Annotated in this window: 19 protein-coding genes; 14 read left to right on the top strand and 5 right to left on the bottom strand. The window is 72.9% G+C overall.

Annotated elements, in window-relative coordinates:
• Positions 1 to 84 precede the first annotated feature (84 nt).
• The 3 genes from arcC to AB0G15_RS03450 all read left to right on the top strand — a co-directional run bounded on the left by arcC (position 85) and on the right by AB0G15_RS03450 (position 2,887).
• Positions 85 to 993, top strand: a complete 909-nt coding sequence (arcC, locus tag AB0G15_RS03460) for a carbamate kinase (protein WP_362834909.1) — start codon at positions 85 to 87, stop codon at positions 991 to 993.
• 27 nt (positions 994 to 1,020) lie between these two features.
• Positions 1,021 to 2,112 (top strand): ring-opening amidohydrolase, encoded by a 1,092-nt coding sequence (locus AB0G15_RS03455; RefSeq protein WP_362680789.1) that lies wholly within the window; start codon positions 1,021 to 1,023, stop codon positions 2,110 to 2,112.
• A 211-nt stretch (positions 2,113 to 2,323) separates the two neighbouring features.
• Entirely contained in the window at positions 2,324 to 2,887 is a 564-nt protein-coding gene (locus tag AB0G15_RS03450; RefSeq protein ID WP_362834907.1) for an SseB family protein, read from the top strand.
• Here AB0G15_RS03450 and AB0G15_RS03445 read toward each other — a convergent pair.
• A complete protein-coding gene (locus tag AB0G15_RS03445) occupies positions 2,808 to 3,827 on the bottom strand; it encodes a hypothetical protein (protein WP_362834905.1) in 1,020 nt (339 codons plus the stop codon). The genes AB0G15_RS03450 and AB0G15_RS03445 overlap by 80 nt on opposite strands.
• Positions 3,806 to 4,798: a hypothetical protein gene (locus tag AB0G15_RS03440; protein WP_362834903.1), complete on the bottom strand. Its 993-nt coding sequence runs from the start codon at positions 4,796 to 4,798 to the stop codon at positions 3,806 to 3,808. The genes AB0G15_RS03445 and AB0G15_RS03440 overlap by 22 nt, the downstream gene beginning before the upstream one ends.
• Before the next feature lie 152 nt (positions 4,799 to 4,950).
• On the opposite strand from AB0G15_RS03440, the gene AB0G15_RS03435 reads away from it, so the two are divergent.
• From AB0G15_RS03435 to aroQ, 5 genes are all read left to right on the top strand, one after another.
• Positions 4,951 to 5,763, top strand: coding sequence for an A24 family peptidase (locus AB0G15_RS03435; protein ID WP_362834901.1), 813 nt, complete (start codon positions 4,951 to 4,953; stop codon positions 5,761 to 5,763).
• Between the two features lie 199 nt (positions 5,764 to 5,962).
• On the top strand, positions 5,963 to 7,141 hold the full coding sequence (gene aroC, locus AB0G15_RS03430; RefSeq protein WP_362834899.1) for a chorismate synthase: 1,179 nt from the start codon (positions 5,963 to 5,965) through the stop codon (positions 7,139 to 7,141).
• 64 nt (positions 7,142 to 7,205) lie between these two features.
• Positions 7,206 to 7,709 carry a shikimate kinase gene (locus AB0G15_RS03425; RefSeq protein ID WP_362834897.1) on the top strand — a complete coding sequence of 168 codons (504 nt, stop codon included), beginning with the start codon at positions 7,206 to 7,208 and terminating at the stop codon, positions 7,707 to 7,709.
• Complete coding sequence (gene aroB / locus AB0G15_RS03420) at positions 7,706 to 8,782, top strand: 3-dehydroquinate synthase (protein WP_362834895.1); 1,077 nt, start codon at positions 7,706 to 7,708, stop codon at positions 8,780 to 8,782. The genes AB0G15_RS03425 and aroB overlap by 4 nt, the downstream gene beginning before the upstream one ends.
• Positions 8,783 to 8,953: 171 nt before the next feature.
• Complete coding sequence (aroQ, locus tag AB0G15_RS03415; RefSeq protein WP_362835304.1) at positions 8,954 to 9,388, top strand: type II 3-dehydroquinate dehydratase; 435 nt, start codon at positions 8,954 to 8,956, stop codon at positions 9,386 to 9,388.
• A gap of 178 nt (positions 9,389 to 9,566) precedes the next feature.
• Here the strand turns inward: aroQ and AB0G15_RS03410 are convergent, their stop codons facing one another.
• Entirely contained in the window at positions 9,567 to 11,636 is a 2,070-nt protein-coding gene (locus tag AB0G15_RS03410; protein ID WP_362834893.1) for an ATP-dependent DNA helicase, read from the bottom strand.
• 264 nt (positions 11,637 to 11,900) lie between these two features.
• Between AB0G15_RS03410 and AB0G15_RS03405 the strand changes: the two genes are divergently transcribed.
• Together AB0G15_RS03405 and AB0G15_RS03400 are read left to right on the top strand one after the other, a co-directional pair.
• Positions 11,901 to 13,301, top strand: coding sequence for a hypothetical protein (locus AB0G15_RS03405; RefSeq protein ID WP_362834891.1), 1,401 nt, complete (start codon positions 11,901 to 11,903; stop codon positions 13,299 to 13,301).
• A 178-nt stretch (positions 13,302 to 13,479) separates the two neighbouring features.
• Positions 13,480 to 15,063 (top strand): Na+/H+ antiporter, encoded by a 1,584-nt coding sequence (locus tag AB0G15_RS03400; RefSeq protein WP_362834889.1) that lies wholly within the window; start codon positions 13,480 to 13,482, stop codon positions 15,061 to 15,063.
• Here the strand turns inward: AB0G15_RS03400 and AB0G15_RS03395 are convergent.
• On the bottom strand, positions 15,060 to 15,317 hold the full coding sequence (locus AB0G15_RS03395; RefSeq protein WP_362834887.1) for a UBP-type zinc finger domain-containing protein: 258 nt from the start codon (positions 15,315 to 15,317) through the stop codon (positions 15,060 to 15,062). The two genes, AB0G15_RS03400 and AB0G15_RS03395, sit on opposite strands and share 4 nt — an antisense overlap.
• A gap of 200 nt (positions 15,318 to 15,517) precedes the next feature.
• On the opposite strand from AB0G15_RS03395, the gene AB0G15_RS03390 reads away from it, so the two are divergent.
• From AB0G15_RS03390 to AB0G15_RS03375, 4 genes are all read left to right on the top strand, one after another.
• Complete coding sequence (locus AB0G15_RS03390) at positions 15,518 to 15,919, top strand: hypothetical protein (protein ID WP_362834886.1); 402 nt, start codon at positions 15,518 to 15,520, stop codon at positions 15,917 to 15,919.
• A gap of 158 nt (positions 15,920 to 16,077) precedes the next feature.
• Positions 16,078 to 16,419: a DUF202 domain-containing protein gene (locus AB0G15_RS03385; RefSeq protein WP_362680750.1), complete on the top strand. Its 342-nt coding sequence runs from the start codon at positions 16,078 to 16,080 to the stop codon at positions 16,417 to 16,419.
• A gap of 7 nt (positions 16,420 to 16,426) precedes the next feature.
• A complete protein-coding gene (locus tag AB0G15_RS03380; protein WP_362834884.1) occupies positions 16,427 to 16,759 on the top strand; it encodes a DUF202 domain-containing protein in 333 nt (110 codons plus the stop codon).
• A 23-nt stretch (positions 16,760 to 16,782) separates the two neighbouring features.
• Positions 16,783 to 17,499: a hypothetical protein gene (locus AB0G15_RS03375; protein ID WP_362834882.1), complete on the top strand. Its 717-nt coding sequence runs from the start codon at positions 16,783 to 16,785 to the stop codon at positions 17,497 to 17,499.
• 50 nt (positions 17,500 to 17,549) lie between these two features.
• Here the strand turns inward: AB0G15_RS03375 and AB0G15_RS03370 are convergent, their stop codons facing one another.
• On the bottom strand, positions 17,550 to 18,671 hold the full coding sequence (locus tag AB0G15_RS03370; protein ID WP_362834880.1) for a ferritin-like domain-containing protein: 1,122 nt from the start codon (positions 18,669 to 18,671) through the stop codon (positions 17,550 to 17,552).
• Position 18,672: the final 1 nt, after the last annotated feature.

Genomic DNA, 18,672 nt, shown 5'->3' with positions numbered 1-18,672 from the left:
TTGGCTGGTTGTGCCGAAGGAACGGTGCCCCTTGGGCAACGAGTGCCCATGAGGTGGGGCGGGGAGGCCGTTAGCGTCGGCCAGGTGGGTGAACGAGTACTGATCGCGCTCGGCGGCAACGCGATGACCGGGCCCGACGGCGGCGCCTCGCCGGTCGACCAGCACCGCGCGGTCGAGCAGGCCGTGCGCCACGTCGTCGCGCTCATCGAGGACGGCCACCAGGTGACCCTCACCCACGGCAACGGCCCCCAGGTCGGCAACCTGATCCTGAAGAACCAGCTCGCCGCCCACGTCGTGCCCCCGGTGCCGCTCGACTGGTGCGGGGCGCAGACGCAGGCCACCATCGGCACCCTCATCCTCAACGCGCTCGGCGGCCGCGCCGCGGTCGTGGTCACCCGTACGCTCGTCGACTCCGCCGACCCGGCCTTCCAGGACCCCGTGAAGCCGATCGGCCGCTACTTCAGCGAGGCGGAGGCGCGCCGGTTCGAGGACCTCGGCCAGACCTGGCGCCGGTTCGAGCGCGGCTGGCGCCGCGTGGTGGCCTCCCCCGAGCCGCTGGAGATCCTCGACGCGCCCGCGGTGGCCGCGCTGGTGGCCGCGGGGTTCACCGTCGTGGCCGCGGGCGGCGGCGGCGTGCCCGTGACCCGCGACGGCGAGGGGCGGCTGGCCGGGGTCGAGGCCGTGATCGACAAGGACCTGGCCGCAGCCGTGCTCGCCCGGGCCGTGCGGGCCACGGTCCTGGTCATCGCGACCGACGTCCCCCGGGCCGTTGTCGGGTTCGGCACGCCCCGGGCCCGGCCCCTGGGCCACGTCACCGCGGCCGAGCTGCGCGTGCTGCACGCCGCCGGGCACTTCGCCGGGGGCAGCATGGGCCCGAAGGTCGAGGCCGCGCTGCGCTTCGTCGAGCAGGGCGGCGACCGGTCGGTGATCACCTCTCTCGAGGACATGGGAGCGGCGCTCACCGGGGAGACCGGCACCGTGGTGCGAAAGTGAACATGACGCGATCGAAAGGTGGCAGGGATGCCCGAACCCATTGAAGTGCGCAAGGTCCCCATCGAGAGCGTGACCGACGCCTCCGGGCTCGCCCGGCTCATCGACGACGGGGTGATCGAGGCGCACCGGGTGCTCGCGGTGATCGGCAAGACCGAGGGCAACGGCGGGGTGAACGACTACACCCGCATCCTGGCCGACACGGCCTTCCGCGGGGTGCTCGCGGCCAAGGGGCATCCGTCCCCCGAGAGCGTGCCGCTGGTGTGGTCGGGCGGGACCGACGGCGTGCTCAGCCCGCACGCCACGATCTTCGCCACCACCGCGAACGCCGAGCCGAACGACGAGCCGAGGGTGAGCGTCGGCATCGCGATGAGCGACGTGATCCTGCCCGAGGACATCGGCCGCCCCGCGATGGTGGAGAAGGTCGCCGCCGGGGTCCGCGAGGCCATGAAGCTCGCCGGGATCGACGACCCCGCCGACGTCCACTACGTCCAGACCAAGACCCCGCTGCTCACGCTGTCCACGATCAACGACGCCAAGTCGCGCGGCAAGGACGTGGTGATCGAGGACACCGGCCCGTCGATGGACATCTCCAACTCCACCACCGCGCTCGGCGTCGCCGTCGCCCTCGGCGAGATCGAGATGCCCGCCGCCGACCAGATCCACCGCGACCTGTCGCTCTACTCCTCCGTCGCGTCGTGCTCCTCGGGCGTCGAGCTGGACCGGGCCCAGATCGTGGTCGTCGGCAACGTACGGGGCATCGGCGGCCGCTACCGGATCGGCCACTCGGTCATGAAGGACGCGCTGGACGCCGACGGCATCTGGGAGGCGATCCGCTCCAGCGGCATCGAGCTGCCCGAACGTCCCCACCCGTCCGACCTGGGCGACCGGCTCGTCAACGTCTTCATGAAGTGCGAGGCCGACCCGTCGGGCAGCGTGCGCGGCCGCCGCAACATCATGCTCGACGACTCCGACGTGCACTGGCACCGCCAGATCAAGGCCACCGTGGGCGGCGTCGCGGCCAGCGTCACCGGCGACCCGGCCGTGTTCGTCTCGGTCGCGGCGGTCCACCAGGGGCCGAGCGGCGGGGGCCCGGTGGCCGCCATCGCCGACCTCGGCTGACGGGCGGCACGCGCCCCGGCCCGTGCCGCACCCGGGCACGCGCTCCTGACGGGCGGTACGCGCTCCGGCCGTGCCGTACCCGGGCGCGCTCCTGACGGGCGACGCCGGTGGGCGGCACCCGTCCCGGTCCGTGCCGTACCCGGGCGGGCCGGGGCGCGTGCCTGGCGGGGCGTTCGTCCTCCCGTCCCGGCCGCGGGTAGGCTCCCGGTTCGTGCCGAGCATTCCGCAGCCCCTGGTCCCCGGCGACGACGGCGCCGCCGACGCCGCCGTGACATCCGTGCTCGCGGCCTTCGCCGCGGGGAAGGCGCAGGCCGGTGAGGTCGTCGCCGCGCTGAGCGGGGCCCGGCTGCTCGTGCCGGTGGTCGCCCTGCTGAAGGAGTCGGAGATCGGCGAGCACGGGCTGCGGCAGGAGAAGGAGAGCGAGATGGCCCTCCCCAAGCTCGTCGGCGCGGACGGCCGCGAGGCGGTGCTCGCCTTCACCGGGGCGGAACCGCTGCGGCGCTGGCGCCCCGACGCCAGGCCCATCCAGGCCACGATCCTTCAGGTCTGCCAGGCCGCGGTGCACGAGGGCACCGCGGCCGTGGTGATGGACGTCGCGGGCCCGGTGCCCTTCGTGATCGAGGGCGGTCTCCTGCGGGCGCTCGCCGCGGTCGAGTCGGGCACCCTCGACCGGCTGGGGGCCGAGGCCCCCGGCGTCACCGTGGCGCGGATGGAAGAGATCGACGAGCCTCCCAGGCGTCGGCGGTTCGGTTGGCCGCCGCGTGGACGAGGTTGACCGTCAGGATCGCCGGGGCGATCACGGCGACGAACCCGCCGAAGTCGCGCTCGAAGACCAGGGCGAGGATCACCGCCGTCACCCCGTTCTGCTGGGCCAGCCCCAGGTGCACCCGGTCGATCATCGGCAGGCCGTGGGTGAGCACCAGGGCGGCGACCATCTGCGCGGCGTACGCGGCCAGCCCGAGCAACACGCCCATGCCCATGTTCGTCCCGCCGACGAGCAGCAGGCCCATCAGGAACGCCGACAGCGCGAACGCCACGCTCACCGCCCGGCCCAGCCAGCGCGCGTCGGGCAGGCGCAGGTAGAGCCCGGCGGTCGCTATGCCGAGCATGAGGGAGGTCCACGCGGCCGACACGACCGCCCCGGCCGCCGTCGCGTACGTCAGCACCGGCGGGGCGTTCCTGACCAGCCGCCACAGCAGGTAGACCGCGGCCGCGAACAGCACGTTCAGCCCCAGGTCGGCGAAGTACGAGGCCGACAGCCCGCCGCCCCCCGAGCCGCTCACCAGCGCCGCCGCGTAGACGGCCAGGATGATCGTCACCGGGTCGTCGAAGGAGGACCACGCGCCGAGGATCGTCTTCGCCTGGTTCGACAGCCGGCTGTCCCGCATCACCCCGGCGACCGAGAGCGGGTCGATCTGGGCGACCACCACCGCCATGATCAGCGCCCGCGGGTCGCCGGAGACGAGGTAGACGACCCCGGCGATGAACGCCGCCTTCAGCAGCACCCCGACGGTGACCGCGAGCACGATCAGCCGGGAGTGCTCCCTGGCCTCGGCGCGATCGATCCCGTGCGTGCTGCCGTACAGGCCGATCGCGAGCAGCAGGCTGCTGAACAGCACGTACGCGCCCGAGTGTTCCAGATTGCGCAGGCCGCCCAGTTCGGCGGCGAGCCAGCCGAAGCCGACGACGACGATCAAGAGCCCGATTCGGGCCACCGCTCACTCCTTGGGATGGATCGCAGGTGCCCCTGGGGTTTGGGGAGGCGTTCTCGCTGGTTGATCGGGGGCAGGGTGAAGTGCCCGCGGATCGTGTCCACGAGCCTGGCCATCTTGTCGTCGGAGGCGTCGACCTTGCGCTGGTCCAGCGTCACCCCGATGAGGTAACGGGTCTCGTCGATCCAGTAGAAGAACATGGCCCCGCGCTCCACGTCGAGGACCGTGCGGATCAGGACGCCGCCCTCCAGCCTGCGCAGCTGCCGGTTGAGCCGCTGGGTGAGCCAGTTGAGCTGGTTTCCCGCCCTGAGATAGATCTTCCTGCGTTCCTCCTGGTCGGTCTCGTGGAAGAAGTGGGCCAGGTCGCCGTCCTCCAGCACGTCGGTGTAGAAGCAGCACTTCTGGTCGCCGAAGTAGGCCACGAAGTGCAGGTCGTCCTGGTCGACCATGGCCACGCAGCTGGCCAGCGCCTTCTCCACCGAGGGGCCGATGCCCGGCATGGTGCGGATCAGGATCTCCGACTCGCCGATCACCCTGCGCTTGGTGGCGGTGGGCAGCGGGCCCATCCCCGCCTCCAGGTACGGCAGGTAGAGGCCCCGGCGGTACTGGACGAGCAGGTAGACGCCGGTGGCGACGGCGAACGCGCTCACCCCCGCGGTGATCAGCCCGTGCAGCTCGCCGGGCACCCCGCCCCGCCAGAGCACCGGGCCGAACGCCGCCACGAACCCCAGCACCGCCTCGCCCGCCGCGGTGACCGTCAGCGCGACCACCAGCAGCACCGGCAGCCGCGCCCTGATCCGGCCGAGCACGGTGGCGATGAGGGCGAGCGTCACGATCACCGCGATCACGGTGACCGCGCGGGCCACGTCGTACTCCTCGCCCTCGATGTACCACGCGAGGAGTTCGAGCAGCACCGGCAGGAGGACGAGTGACGCGATGACCGCGGGAATCTTGCTGAAGCGATCCGTGTCCACGCCGTCCGGCCCTCCGGGGGTAGGGATGCCTCCAGCCTCCGTGATCATCGCGGTGCCCGTCAATGACCTCCGAGGTCACTTCGGCCCCCGGACGGGGCGGGGAGTGGCCGGGATCCCCGGCGCGGCCGGGGTTCGCGGATTATGGTCGGTCCATGAGCCCCCCGGTGACCCTTCTGCTCCTCCCCGCGCTCGCGGCCCTGGCGGGGCTGGCGATCGGGTCCGGGACGCGGCGCGTGGTGGCCCGCCACTCGGCGGCCGAGGGGGCGGAAAGGGCTGATAGGGCCGAGGGGGCCGAGAGGGCGGAAAAGGCTGATAGGGCCGAGAGGGCGGAAGGGGCCGAGAGGGCCGAAGGGGGACGGTACGGCCCCTGGCCCGCGGCCGGGGCGGTGGAGGGGGTGACCGCGGCGGTGCTGGCCGCTCTCGCGCTGCGGGCGCTGTGGCCGGACGCGGCGGGGACGGCCGCGTGGCCGGGAGCGCCGGGGGCGGGGATCACGCCGGCCGGCAGGGCGGGGGAACTGCTCGCCTTCGGCTGGCTGGCGGTGGTCGCGGTCGCCCTGTCCTTCGTCGACGCCGCCGTCCACCGGCTGCCCGACCGGCTCACCCTCGCCGCCTACCTGGGGACCGCAGTCCCGCTGGCCGTGCCGGCCCTCGCCGACGGCCGCCTCGGGGACCTGCTCGGCGCAGGGCTGGGCGGCCTCGCCCTGGCGGGCTTCTACCTGGTGCTGTTCCTGGTCAACCCGGCGGGGATGGGGCTGGGCGACGTCAAGTTCGCGGCGAGCCTGGGCACCGCCCTCGGCTGGCTGGGCTGGGACACCCTGGTCACCGGGGCGTTCCTCGGCCTCCTGGCCGGCGGGCTCTACGGGGCCGCCCTGATGGTCGCGCGCCGCGCGGGCCGCAAGAGCGAGATCCCCTTCGGACCCTTCATGGCCGCCGGCGCCCTCGCCGCCGTCCTCACCGCCCTCTGACCGGATCCCCGACCGGATCCCCGACCGGATCCCCGACCGGACCACTGGCCGGACCGCCCTCGTGGCCGTCCGTCCCGGGACCGCCGCCCTCCGGACCACCCGCCCCCGGTTCCGGCCTCCGGCGGGACGATCACCGGCGGATGTCTCAACCGGTGAACGGAGGCCATTCCAGTGGGCGACACGTGGAAGACTTGTCACCATGTTGCGCTGGTTGACCGCCGGAGAGTCCCACGGCCCCGAGCTCGTCGCGATCCTGGAAGGCCTGCCCGCCGGGGTGGAGGTGACCACGGCACAGCTGGACGAGGCGCTGCGCCGCCGCCGTCTCGGCTACGGCCGCGGCGCGCGGATGAAGTTCGAGCAGGACGTCGTGACCATCGCGGGCGGGGTCCGCCACGGCCGGACGCTCGGCAGCCCCGTGGCCATCAGGGTGGGCAACACCGAGTGGCCCAAGTGGGAGACGGTCATGGCCGCCGACCCCGTCGACCCGGCCGTGCTGGAGGGCCAGGCGCGCAACGCGCCGCGCTCCCGCCCCCGTCCCGGCCACGCCGACCTCGCCGGGATGCAGAAGTACGGCTTCGACGACGCCCGCCCGGTGCTCGACCGGGCCAGCGCCCGCGAGACAGCCGCCCGCGTCGCGCTCGGCCAGGTGGCGCGGAGCTTCCTCAAGCAGGCCCTCGGCGTCGACATCGTCAGCCACGTCGTCTCGATCGGCGGGGCCGTCAGCACCCGGGGCGTCGTCCCCGGCCCCGGCGACCTGGAGGCGGTCGACGCCGACCCGGTGCGCTGCGCCGACCCCGAAGGCAGCGCGGCCATGGTCGCCGAGATCGACAAGGCGCACAAGGACGGCGACACCCTGGGCGGCGTCGTCGAGGTGATCGCCTACGGCCTGCCGCCGGGCCTGGGCAGCTACACCCACTGGGACCGCCGCCTCGACGCCCGCCTCGCGGCCGGCCTGATGGGCATCCAGGCGATCAAGGGCGTCGGCGTCGGCGACGGGTTCGAGACGGCCCGCCGCCCCGGTTCCCTGGCCCACGACGAGATCGAGAACACCGCCGACGGCGTGCGCCGGACGACCAACCGGGCCGGCGGCGTCGAGGGTGGCATGACCAACGGCGAGCCGCTGCGCGTCAGCGCGGCGATGAAGCCGATCTCCACCGTCCCCCGGGCGCTGGCCACCATCGACGTGCTGACCGGCGAGGCCGCCAAGGCCCACCACGAGCGCTCCGACGTGTGCGCGGTTCCGGCGGCCGCGATCGTCGCCGAGGCGATGGTCGCGCTGATCCTGGCCGACGCGGCGATCGAGAAGTTCGGCGGCGACTCCGTCGAGGAGGTCGCCCGCAACCTGTCCGGCTACCTCTCCTCGTTGGTGATCAAGTGAGCGGGCGTCCGGGCGAGGGCGCTCCCGGTTCCCCGGTGAGCGGGCCGGCGTCGAAGGAGAGCAGATGAGTCCCCGAGCAGTGCTGATCGGTCCTCCGGGATCGGGCAAGTCGACCGTCGGGCAGCTCCTGGCCGAGCGGCTCGGAGTCGCCTTCCGCGACACCGACGCCGACGTGGAGCGCACGGCGGGCAAGCCGGTGAGCGACGTCTTCATCGAGGACGGCGAGGAGCGTTTCCGCGAGCTGGAGGCCGACGCCGTGCGGCGGGCGCTGGCCGAGCACGACGGCGTCCTCTCCCTGGGCGGCGGCGCGATCCTCGCCGAGGCCACCCGCGAGCTGCTGGCCGGGCATCCGGTGATCTACCTGGAGGTCGGCCTCTCCAACGCCGTCCAGCGGGTGGGCCTGGCCTCGGCGCGGCCGCTGCTCGTACTGAACCCGCGCAGCCAGCTGAAGAAGCTGATGGACGCCCGCCGTCCCCTCTATGAGGGACTGGCCACGATCGTCGTGGCGACCGACGAGCGCGAGCCCGGCCAGATCGTCGACGAGATCGTGGAGGGCCTGAAGCCGTGACGATCTCCAGGATCGAGGTCCCCGGCGAGAGCCCGTACGACGTGGTGGTCGGCACCGGGGTGCTCGGCGAGCTGCCCGGCCTGCTCGGCGCGGGGGTGAGCACCGTCGCGGTGATCCACCCGGAGAGCCTGCCGGAGATCGCCCGCCCGGTCTGCGGCGCGATCGAGGCGGCCGGGTACGAGGTCGTCGCCCTGCCGGTGCCCGACGCCGAGCGCGCCAAGACGGTCGAGGTGGCCGCGGGGCTGTGGTCCGCCTTCGGCCGCGCGGGCGTCACCCGCTCCGACGCCGTGGTCGGCGTCGGCGGAGGAGCCACCACCGACCTGGCGGGGTTCGCCGCCGCCACCTGGCTGCGCGGCGTCAAGGTCGTGCAGGTGCCGACCACCCTGCTGGGCATGGTCGACGCGGCGGTGGGCGGCAAGACCGGCATCAACACCCCCGAGGGCAAGAACCTGGTGGGATCCTTCCACCCGCCCGCCGGGGTGCTGTGCGACCTGGCGACGCTGGTCTCGGTGCCCCGCGACGACTACGTGGGCGGCCTCGCGGAGATCGTCAAGGGTGGTTTCATCGCCGACCCGCGGATTCTCACGCTCATCGAGGACGACCCGGAGGGCGCCAGGCTCCCCGAGGGGCGGCACACCCGGGAGCTGATCGAGCGGAAGATCCAGATCAAGGCCGACGTCGTCGGAGCCGACCTGCGCGAGGGCGGCCTGCGGGAGATCCTCAATTACGGCCACACGCTGGCGCACGCCATCGAACGCGTCGAGGGGTACCGGATGCGCCACGGCGAGGCCGTCGCGATCGGCATGGTCTACGCCGCCGAGCTGTCCCGCCTGGACGGCAGGATCGGCGCCGACCTCGTGGAGCGGACCAGGTCCATCCTGAGCTCGGTCGGGCTGCCCACCGCCTACCGCCGCGAGGCCTGGCCGGAACTGCGCGACCACATGCGCCTCGACAAGAAGAGCCGCGGAGCCAAGCTGCGCTTCGTCCTCCTGGACGACCTGGCGAAGGTGTCCCCTCTGGTCGACCCGCCGGAGGAGCTCCTCGAGGCCGCCTACCACCAGGTCGCCCGGTGAGCCTCGCGTCCCCGTGCCCATACGCCCCCGGCGGCCCGGGGGCGCCCGCGCGGCGGGGGCCGGGTCCGGGCCACCGGCGAGGCGCGGCGGGACCGTGCCGGGCGGCGCGCCGGGTGAGTGACGTCGGCGGCGCGGCAGGCGCGCGGCCATCAAGGAGCGGTGAGTGACCCGATGAGACCCGTCTACGTGCTCAACGGCCCCAACCTGGGGCGGCTCGGCACCCGCGAGCCGGATGTCTACGGCGCGGAGACCTTCGCGGACCTGGCCGCGCTCTGCCGGGACACCGGCAGGGAGCTCGGCCTGTCGGTCGACGTCCGGCAGACCGACGACGAGGCCGAGATGCTGGGCTGGCTGCACGAGGCGGCCGACGGCCGGATCCCCGTGGTGCTGAACCCGGCGGCGTTCACCCACTACTCCTACGCGCTGCGCGACGCCATCGCCCAGCGCACCGCGCCCCTGGTCGAGGTGCACATCAGTAACCCGGCCGCCCGCGAGGAGTTCCGGCACAACTCGGTGGTCGCCGCCGTGGCGACCGGCACCATCGCGGGCTTCGGCCTGAGGTCGTACGTGCTGGCCCTGCAGGCCATCGCCGAGACCACCTCCTGAGCCCACGCCTCCGAGACACCCCGGAACCCGTGCCGGGATGCCCCGGAACCCGTGCCGGGCCACGACCGTGCCGGGCCACGACCGGTCCGTAGTCACGACCGGTCCGTCGTCACGACCGGTCCGTACGAGTCCCGCGCGGGGCGCCTCGGCACGGGTGTCCCGCGCGCGGCCGGCGGCCTCAGGAGTCGTTGAGGCGCTTGAGGGCGCTGCGGACCTTCGCCGGGTCGTTGGTGGGCCAGAAGGGCGGCAGGGAGTCGCGCAGGAACCCGGCGTAGCGGGCCGTCGCCAGCCGGGGGTCGAGCACCGCGACCACGCCCTTGTCGTGCTGGCTGCGCAGCAGGCGGCCCGCGCCCTGGGCGAGGAGCAGCGCGGCGTGGGTGGCGGCGACCGACATGAACCCGTTGCCGCCCTTGGCGGCGACGTGGCGCTGGCGGGCGGAACTGAGCGGGTCGTCCGGGCGGGGGAAGGGGATGCGGTCGATGATGACCAGGCGCAGCGAGGGGCCGGGGACGTCGACGCCCTGCCAGAGCGACAGCGTGCCGAACAGGCAGGTCGGCTCGTCCTCGGCGAACTGCTTGACCAGCAGCATCGTGGAGTCGTCACCCTGGCAGAGCAGCGGCACGCTCAGCCGGTCGCGCAACGCCTCGGTGGCCGCCTTGGCGGCGCGCATCGAGGAGAACAGGCCGAGGGTGCGGCCCCCCGCGGCCTCGATCAGTTCGGTGATCTCCTCGAGGTAGGCCTCGGGCAGGCCGTCGCGGCCCGGCTGGGGCAGGTGCTTGGCGACGTAGAGGATGCCGCTGCGCGGGTGGTCGAAGGGGGAGCCGACGTCGATGCCGGCCCACCCGGCCCGGCCCTTGCCGCCCTTCCCCTCCTTCTTCCCCTCTTTCCCGTTTTCGTCCTCGGCGGCGCTCCTGCCGCCGCCCAGGCCCCACTGGCGGGCCAGGCCGTCGAAGGCGCCGCCCAGGGCGAGCGTGGCCGAGGTCAGGATGACCGTGCGGTCGCCGAAGAGCTTGTCGCGGAGCATGCCCGCCACCGTCAGCGGCGCCACCCGCAGCAGGGGCGGGCGCCGGTCGGTGCCCGCCTCCAGCCAGACCACCTCGGCGCGGTCGACCTCCTCGGCGTGGCCGAAGGCGTCGAGCATGCGCTGCGCGGTGTCGTGGACCTCGTCCAGCGAGGTGAAGGCCGCCCTGCGCAGCCCCGCGCCCTCCGGGTCGTCCTTGTCGCCGTTGCGCGGGCCGAGGGCCGTTATGCACGCCCACGCCGCGTCGCGGATCAGGGCGAGCGTCATCCCGAGCACCTGGGGGAGCTCGTCGAGGCGCCCGGCGGGAGCGGCGGCCAGCAGGGCCTTGAGGTCCTCGCCGCTCTCCATGAGCCGGTCGGCGAGGTGCTGCTCGATGAGCTTGCCGACCCGCCGCGCGGCCACCGTGATCATCGTCTCCGACAGCTCGCCGCTGACCACGGAGGTGACGCGGTCGACCAGCTCGTGGGCCTCGTCGACCACGACCACCTCGTGCTCGGGCAGGAGCGGGAAGTCCTCCATCGCGTCGATCGCGAGCAGCGCGTGGTTGGTCACGACCACGTCGGACTCGCCGGCGCGGGCGCGGGCCAGCTCGGCGAAGCACTCCGTGCCGCTCGGGCAGCGCGTGGCCCCCAGGCACTCCCTGGCGCTGACCGAGAACTGCCGCCAGGCCTGCTCGTTGACGCCGGGGACGAGCTCGTCGCGGTCGCCGGTCTCGGTCTCGTTCGCCCACTCCTGGATGCGCTGGACCATCCGGCCCGTCGCGTTGACCTCCCGGGGGTCGAAGAGCTGGTCCTGCTCCTCGTCGGGCCACCCCGCGCTCGCCTTGTAGCGGCACAGGTAGTTGCGGCGGCCCTTGAGGATCGCGAACGCCGGCTCGTGCGGCAGCTGCGGGGCCAGCGCCTTGGCGAGGCGCGGCAGGTCGCGGTCGACGAGCTGGCGCTGGAGCGCGATGGTGGCGGTGGAGACGACCACGGCGCCCTTGGAGGTCATCGCGTGCCTGATCGAGGGGATCAGGTAGGCGAGCGACTTGCCGGTGCCCGTGCCCGCCTGCACGGCCAGGTGGTCGCCCGACTCGATCGCGTGCTGCACCGCCCTCACCATGGTGATCTGGCCGGGGCGCTCGACCCCGCCCACCGCCTCGACGGCGGTGCTCAGCAGATCCTCAACCGGGGGAATATCCACCTTTGAGGAGACGTCTTCGGATGGGGCGATGGAGTCGGTCGGCACGACAGCCAACCGTACCCGTTCGGCCCGACAGTCGCGGCTGCTCCGGCGAGTCGCGGCTGGACGCATACCCGTATTCCGGAACCCGGGGTTCACCTCGCATGGCAAACTGGCTGGATCACCCGGCTCATCAATCCTCGTAAGGTCAAGGGAAGGTCTACCGTTCTGGTGCCGTTGGGGCGGAAGATAGGGATGGAAAGACCGGTTCGGTAGGGTTTCCCGAGGTCGAGTGGACGAATAAAGGCTGGTTAAAGCACTATGTCCTCCATGTCGGAAGTTGTACCGTTGCCGTCGTTCGGCGAGGTGTTCTTTGACGAGCGTGGCCAGGAGCGGGTGCTCCGGGTCACCTGGCACGAAGGCACGCTGGTGCTGAGCCTGTGGCGCGGCGAGATGTGCACCGCGAGTTTCCGCATGCCCATGAGCGATGTGGGGCGCCTGGTCGACACCCTTGACGAGGGCTTCGTCGAGGCCGGTGGGCAGTACCCCGACGAGGTGGGCGAGCCCGTGCACGCCGAGCAGCCCCCGCAGGACGAGCCGCAGGCCTACGGCGAGTATCCCGGCACCGGCCAGTACGCCCGGCCCCGGCCCGAGGACTACGCCCAGCCGCAGCAGTATCCCGACCCGGCGGGCCACATCCCCTTGGCCCCCTCGCCGCTGGACGAACCCCGCCAGGTCGCCGCCCTGGGCCCGAACGACGTGCTCGTCGCGCGGGGCGTGGTGCCGCCGCCCCAGGACCGGATGGCCCCCGGGTACGGCTCCTCCGACGCCGTGCCGCGCGAGAACATGATCGTGAACGACTCCCTGCCCTACGGGCAGCCGCAGCCCGTCGAGCCGCTCGGCGCGGGCCCTGTCCCCGGCGTCCCCGGCGTTCCCGGCGTCCCCGGTGAGCCCGCCTACCAGCTGTCCGGCGACCGCTACCCGCCCGCGCAGCCCCCGTACGGCGCCCAGCAGCCCGACCCCTACGCCGCGCCCGTCCAGCAGCCCGACCCCTATGCCGCCCCGCCCGTCCAGCAGCGGCCCGACCCCTACGCCGGGCCCGCCGACCGGTTCGGCGCCCAGCAGCCGGACCCGTACGGCGTGCCGCCCCAGCCCGTCGACCCGTTCGCGCCCCCGGAGGGCCGGCAGAAGCCGGCCGCCCCGTTCACGCCGCGCCCCGACCAGTTCTTCGGCCAGTTCGCCGACTCCGCCCAGCGGCCGGAGCCCGACTCCTACGGACCGGGACAGCAGAACTCGACCGACCCCTTCGGGTTCGCCGCCCAGCAGCAGGCCGCCTACGGGAACGCGCAGGCCGACCAGTACGGCGGCGGCTACCCGCCCCCCTCGCAGCCCGACCCGTACGCGTTCGGCGCCCAGCAGCCCCACCAGTCCCACCAGGCCGGTCACCCGGCCGACCTGCGCGACCTGTACGGCTCGCCGCCCGCCTACCCGCAGCAGGACGTCGACCCGTCCGACCCGCTGGGCCTGCTCGGCCAGGCGGCGCCCGACCAGAGACTGCCCCGCCCCTACGTCCAGGAACCGCCGCACTCCACCGGCGAGAGGCTCCGCCCCGAGCAGCGCTACGACGAGCAGCGCTACGACGAGCGCCAGTACGACGACGGGCGCCAGTACGAGGGCGGGCGCCGCGAGGGCCGTCGCCGCGACGACAGGGACGAGCACCGCGACTGGTGATCTTCCTCCGGGACCCGGCGCCGCCGGGCCCCGGTCGCGAGCTCGCCGCCGGAGGGGATACCGTGTGGCGTCCGCCGGGTCCGTGGTCCGGCGCCGTGTGGTGGTTTCGGCCGCCCCGGGCGGTTCGCGAGGTGCGCCGGGACGCATAGGCTGATCGATCCCTATCGGGCGGGGTGGCGTGGACGAGTCGACGGTGCTGCAGATGCTGGCCGTGTCTGTCGTCGCGATCGCGGTGGCCGCGGTGGCCAGGCGCAAGGGATGGCCGGCGCCGCTGCTGCTGGTGCTCGCCGGGGTGGTGCTGTCGCCGTTCGTCCCCACCTACGAGCTCGACCCCCAGCTGGTCCTGCTGGTGTTCCTGCCCCCGCTGCTCTACTCGGCGGCGATCGACAGCTCCTACCTGAGGCTCAACGACTTCCGCAGGCCGGTCGCGCTGCTCTCGGTCGGCCTGGTGCTGTTCACCACGCTGGTCATCGGGTGGGTCACCCACCTGCTCCTGCCCCAGCTGCCGCTCGCCGCCGCGTTCGCGCTGGGCGCGATCGTGGCCCCGCCCGACGCGGTCGCCGCCGTCGCGGTGGCCCGCAGGCTCGGGCTGCCCCGCAAGGTGGTCACCATCCTGGTGGGGGAGAGCCTGTTCAACGACGCCACCGCGCTCACCGCCTACCGGGTGGCCATCGCCGCCGCGGTCGGGCAGGGCATCACCTGGCAGCACGCCGCCCTCGACTTCGCCCGCTCCGCGGCGGGCGGCGTGGTGATGGGCCTCGCGCTCGCCTGGGCCCTGGCCTGGGTGCTGGTCCGGCTGCGCGACGCGCTCGTCGAGAACACCGTCATGCTGCTCATCCCCTTCGCCGTCTACCTGGCGGCCGAGAGCGTGCACGTCTCCGGCGTGATCGTCGTGGTGATCGTCGGCCTCTACATCGGCCACCGCATGCCCAGGGCGGCCTTCGGCACCCGGCTGCTGTCCGACGCGGTCTGGAAGGTCCTCGACTTCTTCCTGGAGACGATCGTCTTCGCGCTGATCGGCCTGCAGATGTGGCCGATCATGAGAGGGCTGGAGTGGGGCGACGGGTGGAAACTCGCCGGGATGGCGCTCGCCGTCTTCGCCGCCGCGGTGGTCGCCAGGGTGGTCTGGGTCGTGCCCAGCATCTACCTGCCCCGGATGCTGTCGAAGAAGATCCGCAGGACCGAGACCCACGCGCCGACCTGGCAGAACGTGACCATCGTGAGCTGGGCGGGCATGCGCGGCGTGGTCTCCCTGGCCGCGGCCTTCGCCATCCCGGAGACCTTCCCCGGCCGTGACCTGCTCCTCTTCCTCACCTTCTCGGTGGTGATCGGCACCCTCCTCGTCCAGGGCCTGACGTTCCCGGCGCTGATCCGCAGGCTGAAGGTCTCCAACGCGCAGGAGACCTACACCGACAACCTGGCGGAGGCGGCCGCGCAGCAGGCGGCCGCCACGGCCTCGCTGGCCCGGCTGGACGAGCTGGTGGCGGAGGGCGTCGACGAGGTCCACCGGGAGGTCGTCGACCAGCTCAGATCCCGCGCGGAGCGCCGTACCCTCACCGCCTGGGAGCGCCTGGGCGGCGGCACGGGGCAGGAGGGGACGGAGACGCCGAGCAACGTCTACCGGCGGCTCCGCCGGGAGATGCTGACGGTCGAGCGCGACGTGTTCGTCCGCCTCCGCGACGAGCGGCGCATCGACGACGAGGTGCTCCGCCGGGTCCTCCACGAGATCGACTTCGAAGAGGCCACCCTGGAGCGCGACTAGCCGATGACGTTGTCCACGTAGCACCAGCGCCAGTCCTCGCCCGGTTCGAACGAGGCGACGACCGGGTGGCCGTCTTCCGCGAAGTGGGCGGTGGCGTGCTTGTTGGGCGACGAGTCGCAGCAGCCGATGTGCCCGCAGGCCAGGCACCTGCGCAGGTGGACCCAGCGGCCGCCCGTCGCCAGGCACTCCTCGCACCCCTGCGGGGTGCGCGCGGGCGTGTCCTGGGCCTCCACGATGTGCTCACAGGTTGTCATGGTCTCCCCCTCACGTGACTACTGAGGATCGTACGACCATCGCGGCGGCCCTGTTCCGCCACCTCCCGCGTTCCGGTTTCGCGATCTTCGCGTCTCCCGGCTCCGCCGTCTCTCCCGCGTTCCGGCCCGCCGGCGGACCGGTGGGTAACGAGCCGGTACGGCACCGCCTGCCGCGGCGGCCCGTTGGGTAGGGTCGGGTCATGCGACCCCTTCCGCGACGAATTCCCGTCCTCGCCGCCTCTGCGCTGGCCGCCGTCCTCGTCACCACCGGCTGCTCCGAGCTCCAGGAGGTGAGCCAGGGCATCGACAAGGCACAGCAGTGCGTGCAGGCCGCGGGCATCGTCACCGAGACCGCCGCCAAGGTCTCCGGGCTGATCAACGACCCCGCCGCGATGGAGAAGGCGCTGAACGAGGGCGGCGCCAAGCTGGGCGACCTGGCCGACAAGGCGGCCAACACCTCGTTGAAGGAGGCCGCCGAGGGCGTCTCCGGCACCCTGGAGGGCTTCAACGTCACCAACGCCAACAGCGCCGTCGACACCGCCCAGAAGGTGGCCACCGACTCGGTGCAGTGGGTCCAGCAGCTGACCAACGCCTGCGGGTAGTCCCCGCCGCCCCGGTGCGGCACGCCCGTCCCGCCTGGGGCGGGGCGCCGCCCGGCGGGACCGGAAGGAGGTGCCCGCGGGCACCTCCGGAAATCCCGGGTTCTCTAGGGGAAATGTGGTTGAAATACCGTCATTTCTATGAAGACCCAGGACAGTTCATGAACTCTCCGGACCGTGAGCCGGATCCCCGGTTCACCCTTGCCAACGAACGCACGTATCTGACCTGGTTGAGCACGTCGCTCGCGCTGAGCGCGGGCGGCGTGGCGATGGCCGCCGTCTCCGCCGACGTCTTCGTCCCGTGGATGCGCACCGTGCTCGCGGTGGTCCTGGTGTCGCTGTCCGCCCTGGCGGCCGCGATGGCCTACCCCCGCTGGCGCCGCGTCCAGCGCGCCCTGCGCAGCTCCGCCCCGCTCCCGCCCCCCGCCCTCGCACCCCTGTTCGGGTACGGCGTGGCGGCGGTCGCCGTGCTCGCCCTGATCCTCATCCTGCTGTCCCGGTGAGCCCCCGGTGAACAGGCTGTGGGACGCGGGTCTGCAGAGCGAGCGGACCCGCCTGGCCTGGGTCCGCACCACCGCCATGCTGGCCGTCACCAGCCTGGCCGGCGCGGGGGTGGCCCTGCGTGCCGGCACGCCCGCGGTGGCGATCATCCCCTTCGTCCCGGCCGTGTTCTGCGCCGTCCTGCTGCTGACCCACACGGGCATCCGCTACCGGCGCGCCCAGGAGGCCCTGCACGGGAGCCGTCCCCTCGACAACCGGGCCGACGCCCTCATCGCCTGGTTCGGTACGCTCGCCGCCGTGGCCGGAGCCGCCGCCTTCGTTCTGGGAAGGTTCGGAAGGTAAAAAATGCGGCAAGATATCGCAGCATGTCACGCTTCGATGATCTGCCCGGCTACGCGGCGTCGATCGCTTCGCTGATCGACGCGGTCAATCTCGGCGTTCACATCGCGAGCAGGCCCCTCAGCCGGGAGCTCACCGAGCGGTCCGGCCTCCAGACGGACCTGCTGGTCGATCTCCGATTCGTGCTCCCCGCCAGGCCGCTCACCGCCGAGGGGCTGGCCGCCCTCTACCGTTACAACCCCTTCGACCGGTCGGAGATCGAAGCGCAGATCGCCCAGGGCGCCCTCGCCCGCGACGGCGGCGCGCTGCGCGCCACCGAGGCCGCGCTCTCCTTCATCGCCTCCCTGTACGAGGTGCACGCGGCGGTGACCGGCGAGCTGTGGGCCGGCCAGGCCGACCGGCTGCCCGAGCTCGCGGACCTCGCCGGCAGGCTCCTGGCGGCCGGTGGCGGCGGCGCGGCCTTCGCCCAGGCCTCGCCGCCCCACGAGCCGGTGGGGACCCCGCCGGGCGTGCTGCTGTTCAACCGGCTGGCCGTGCTGCGCTACCACCGTGCCGACGCGCACGCCGGCGCCTGGACGCGGGAGGGCCTCACCGCGGCCCAGATCATCGCCCTGCCCCCGGGGCCCGCCCGCGACCGGATCGAGGCGGAGACGAACCGCCGCGCCGCGCGGCCGTACGAGAGCCTGACCACCCGTGACCGGCAGGCCCTCCTGCTGGGTCTGAGCGCCCTCCACCTGCCCTGAGGTCCGGTGAGGGTGGTCCGGCGGGGGCGCGGGCCCCGGGCTGAACGAGGTCAGGACCGCGGCTCCTCGCCGAGGGAGACGGTCTCGGCGACCTCCGCGTGGCGCTCGGCCTCCTCGGCGGCGAACCTCTCGGCGTCGAGCCTCTCGGCGATGTCCTCGTCCTGCCGCATCAGCTTGTCCAGGCTCTGGCCGGCCATGTCCAGCACGCCCATGTCGGCGTAGGCCTGCTGCAGGCGGGGGCTCCACAGCCCGATGTCCTTGACGCAGGGGACGATGCGGCTGAAAAGCAGAGAGCGAAAAATCCTGAGATATTCGGACTTGTCGACGCACTCCATGGCCTCGTTGACCTCGGCCTTGGTCAGCCCCAGGTTCTCCCACGTCTCCCGGCCGCGCAGCCGGTCGCGCATCAGGTAGCAGCCCTCGATGACGAAGTCCTCGCGCTCGCGCAGTTCGGACTCGCCGAGCTGCGCGTAGTAGTCGCGCAGCGCCATCCGGCCGAAGGCGACGTGCCGGGCCTCGTCCTGCATCACGTAGGCGAGGATCTGCCTGGGCAGCGGCTTGGTGGTGATGTCGCGCATCACGCCGAAGGCGGCCAGGGCGAGGCCCTCGATGAGCACCTGCATGCCGAGATAGGGCATGTCCCAGCGGGAGTCGCTCAGGGTGTTGCCGAGCAGCGACTTCAGGTGCGGGTTGATGGGGTAGGCCAGGCCCACCTTCTCCTGGAGGAAACGCGCGTAGGTCTCGGCGTGTCGCGCCTCGTCCATGGTCTGGGTGGCGGCGTAGAACTTGGAGTCGAGGTCGGGGACGGACTCCACGATCCGCGCCGAGCAGATCATCGCGCCCTGCTCGCCGTGCAGGAACTGGGAGAACTGCCAGGAGGCGTTGTGCAGGCGCACGTCCTTGCGCTGCCTGTCGTCCATCCGCTCCCAGAGCGGGGTGCCGAAGATCGCGATGGTCTCGTCGGGGACGCCGAGCACGTTGTACGGATCGACCTCCAGGTCCCAGTCGATGCGCTTGACCGAGTCCCACTGCTTGTCCTTGCCCTTCTGGTAGAGGGCGAGCATGCGGTCCCTGCCGTCGTCGTACTCCCAGGTGAAGCGGGCGGCCCCGGCCGCCTCGACGTCCCAGGTGGAGAGCTCGGCGGGAATGGTGTAGAGATCGTGCGTCGACATG

The sequence above is a fragment of the Streptosporangium sp. NPDC023825 genome, from assembly GCF_040639575.1.
In the GTDB taxonomy this organism is placed as follows: domain Bacteria; phylum Actinomycetota; class Actinomycetes; order Streptosporangiales; family Streptosporangiaceae; genus Streptosporangium.
This window is presented reverse-complemented; position numbering and strand designations above follow the sequence as displayed.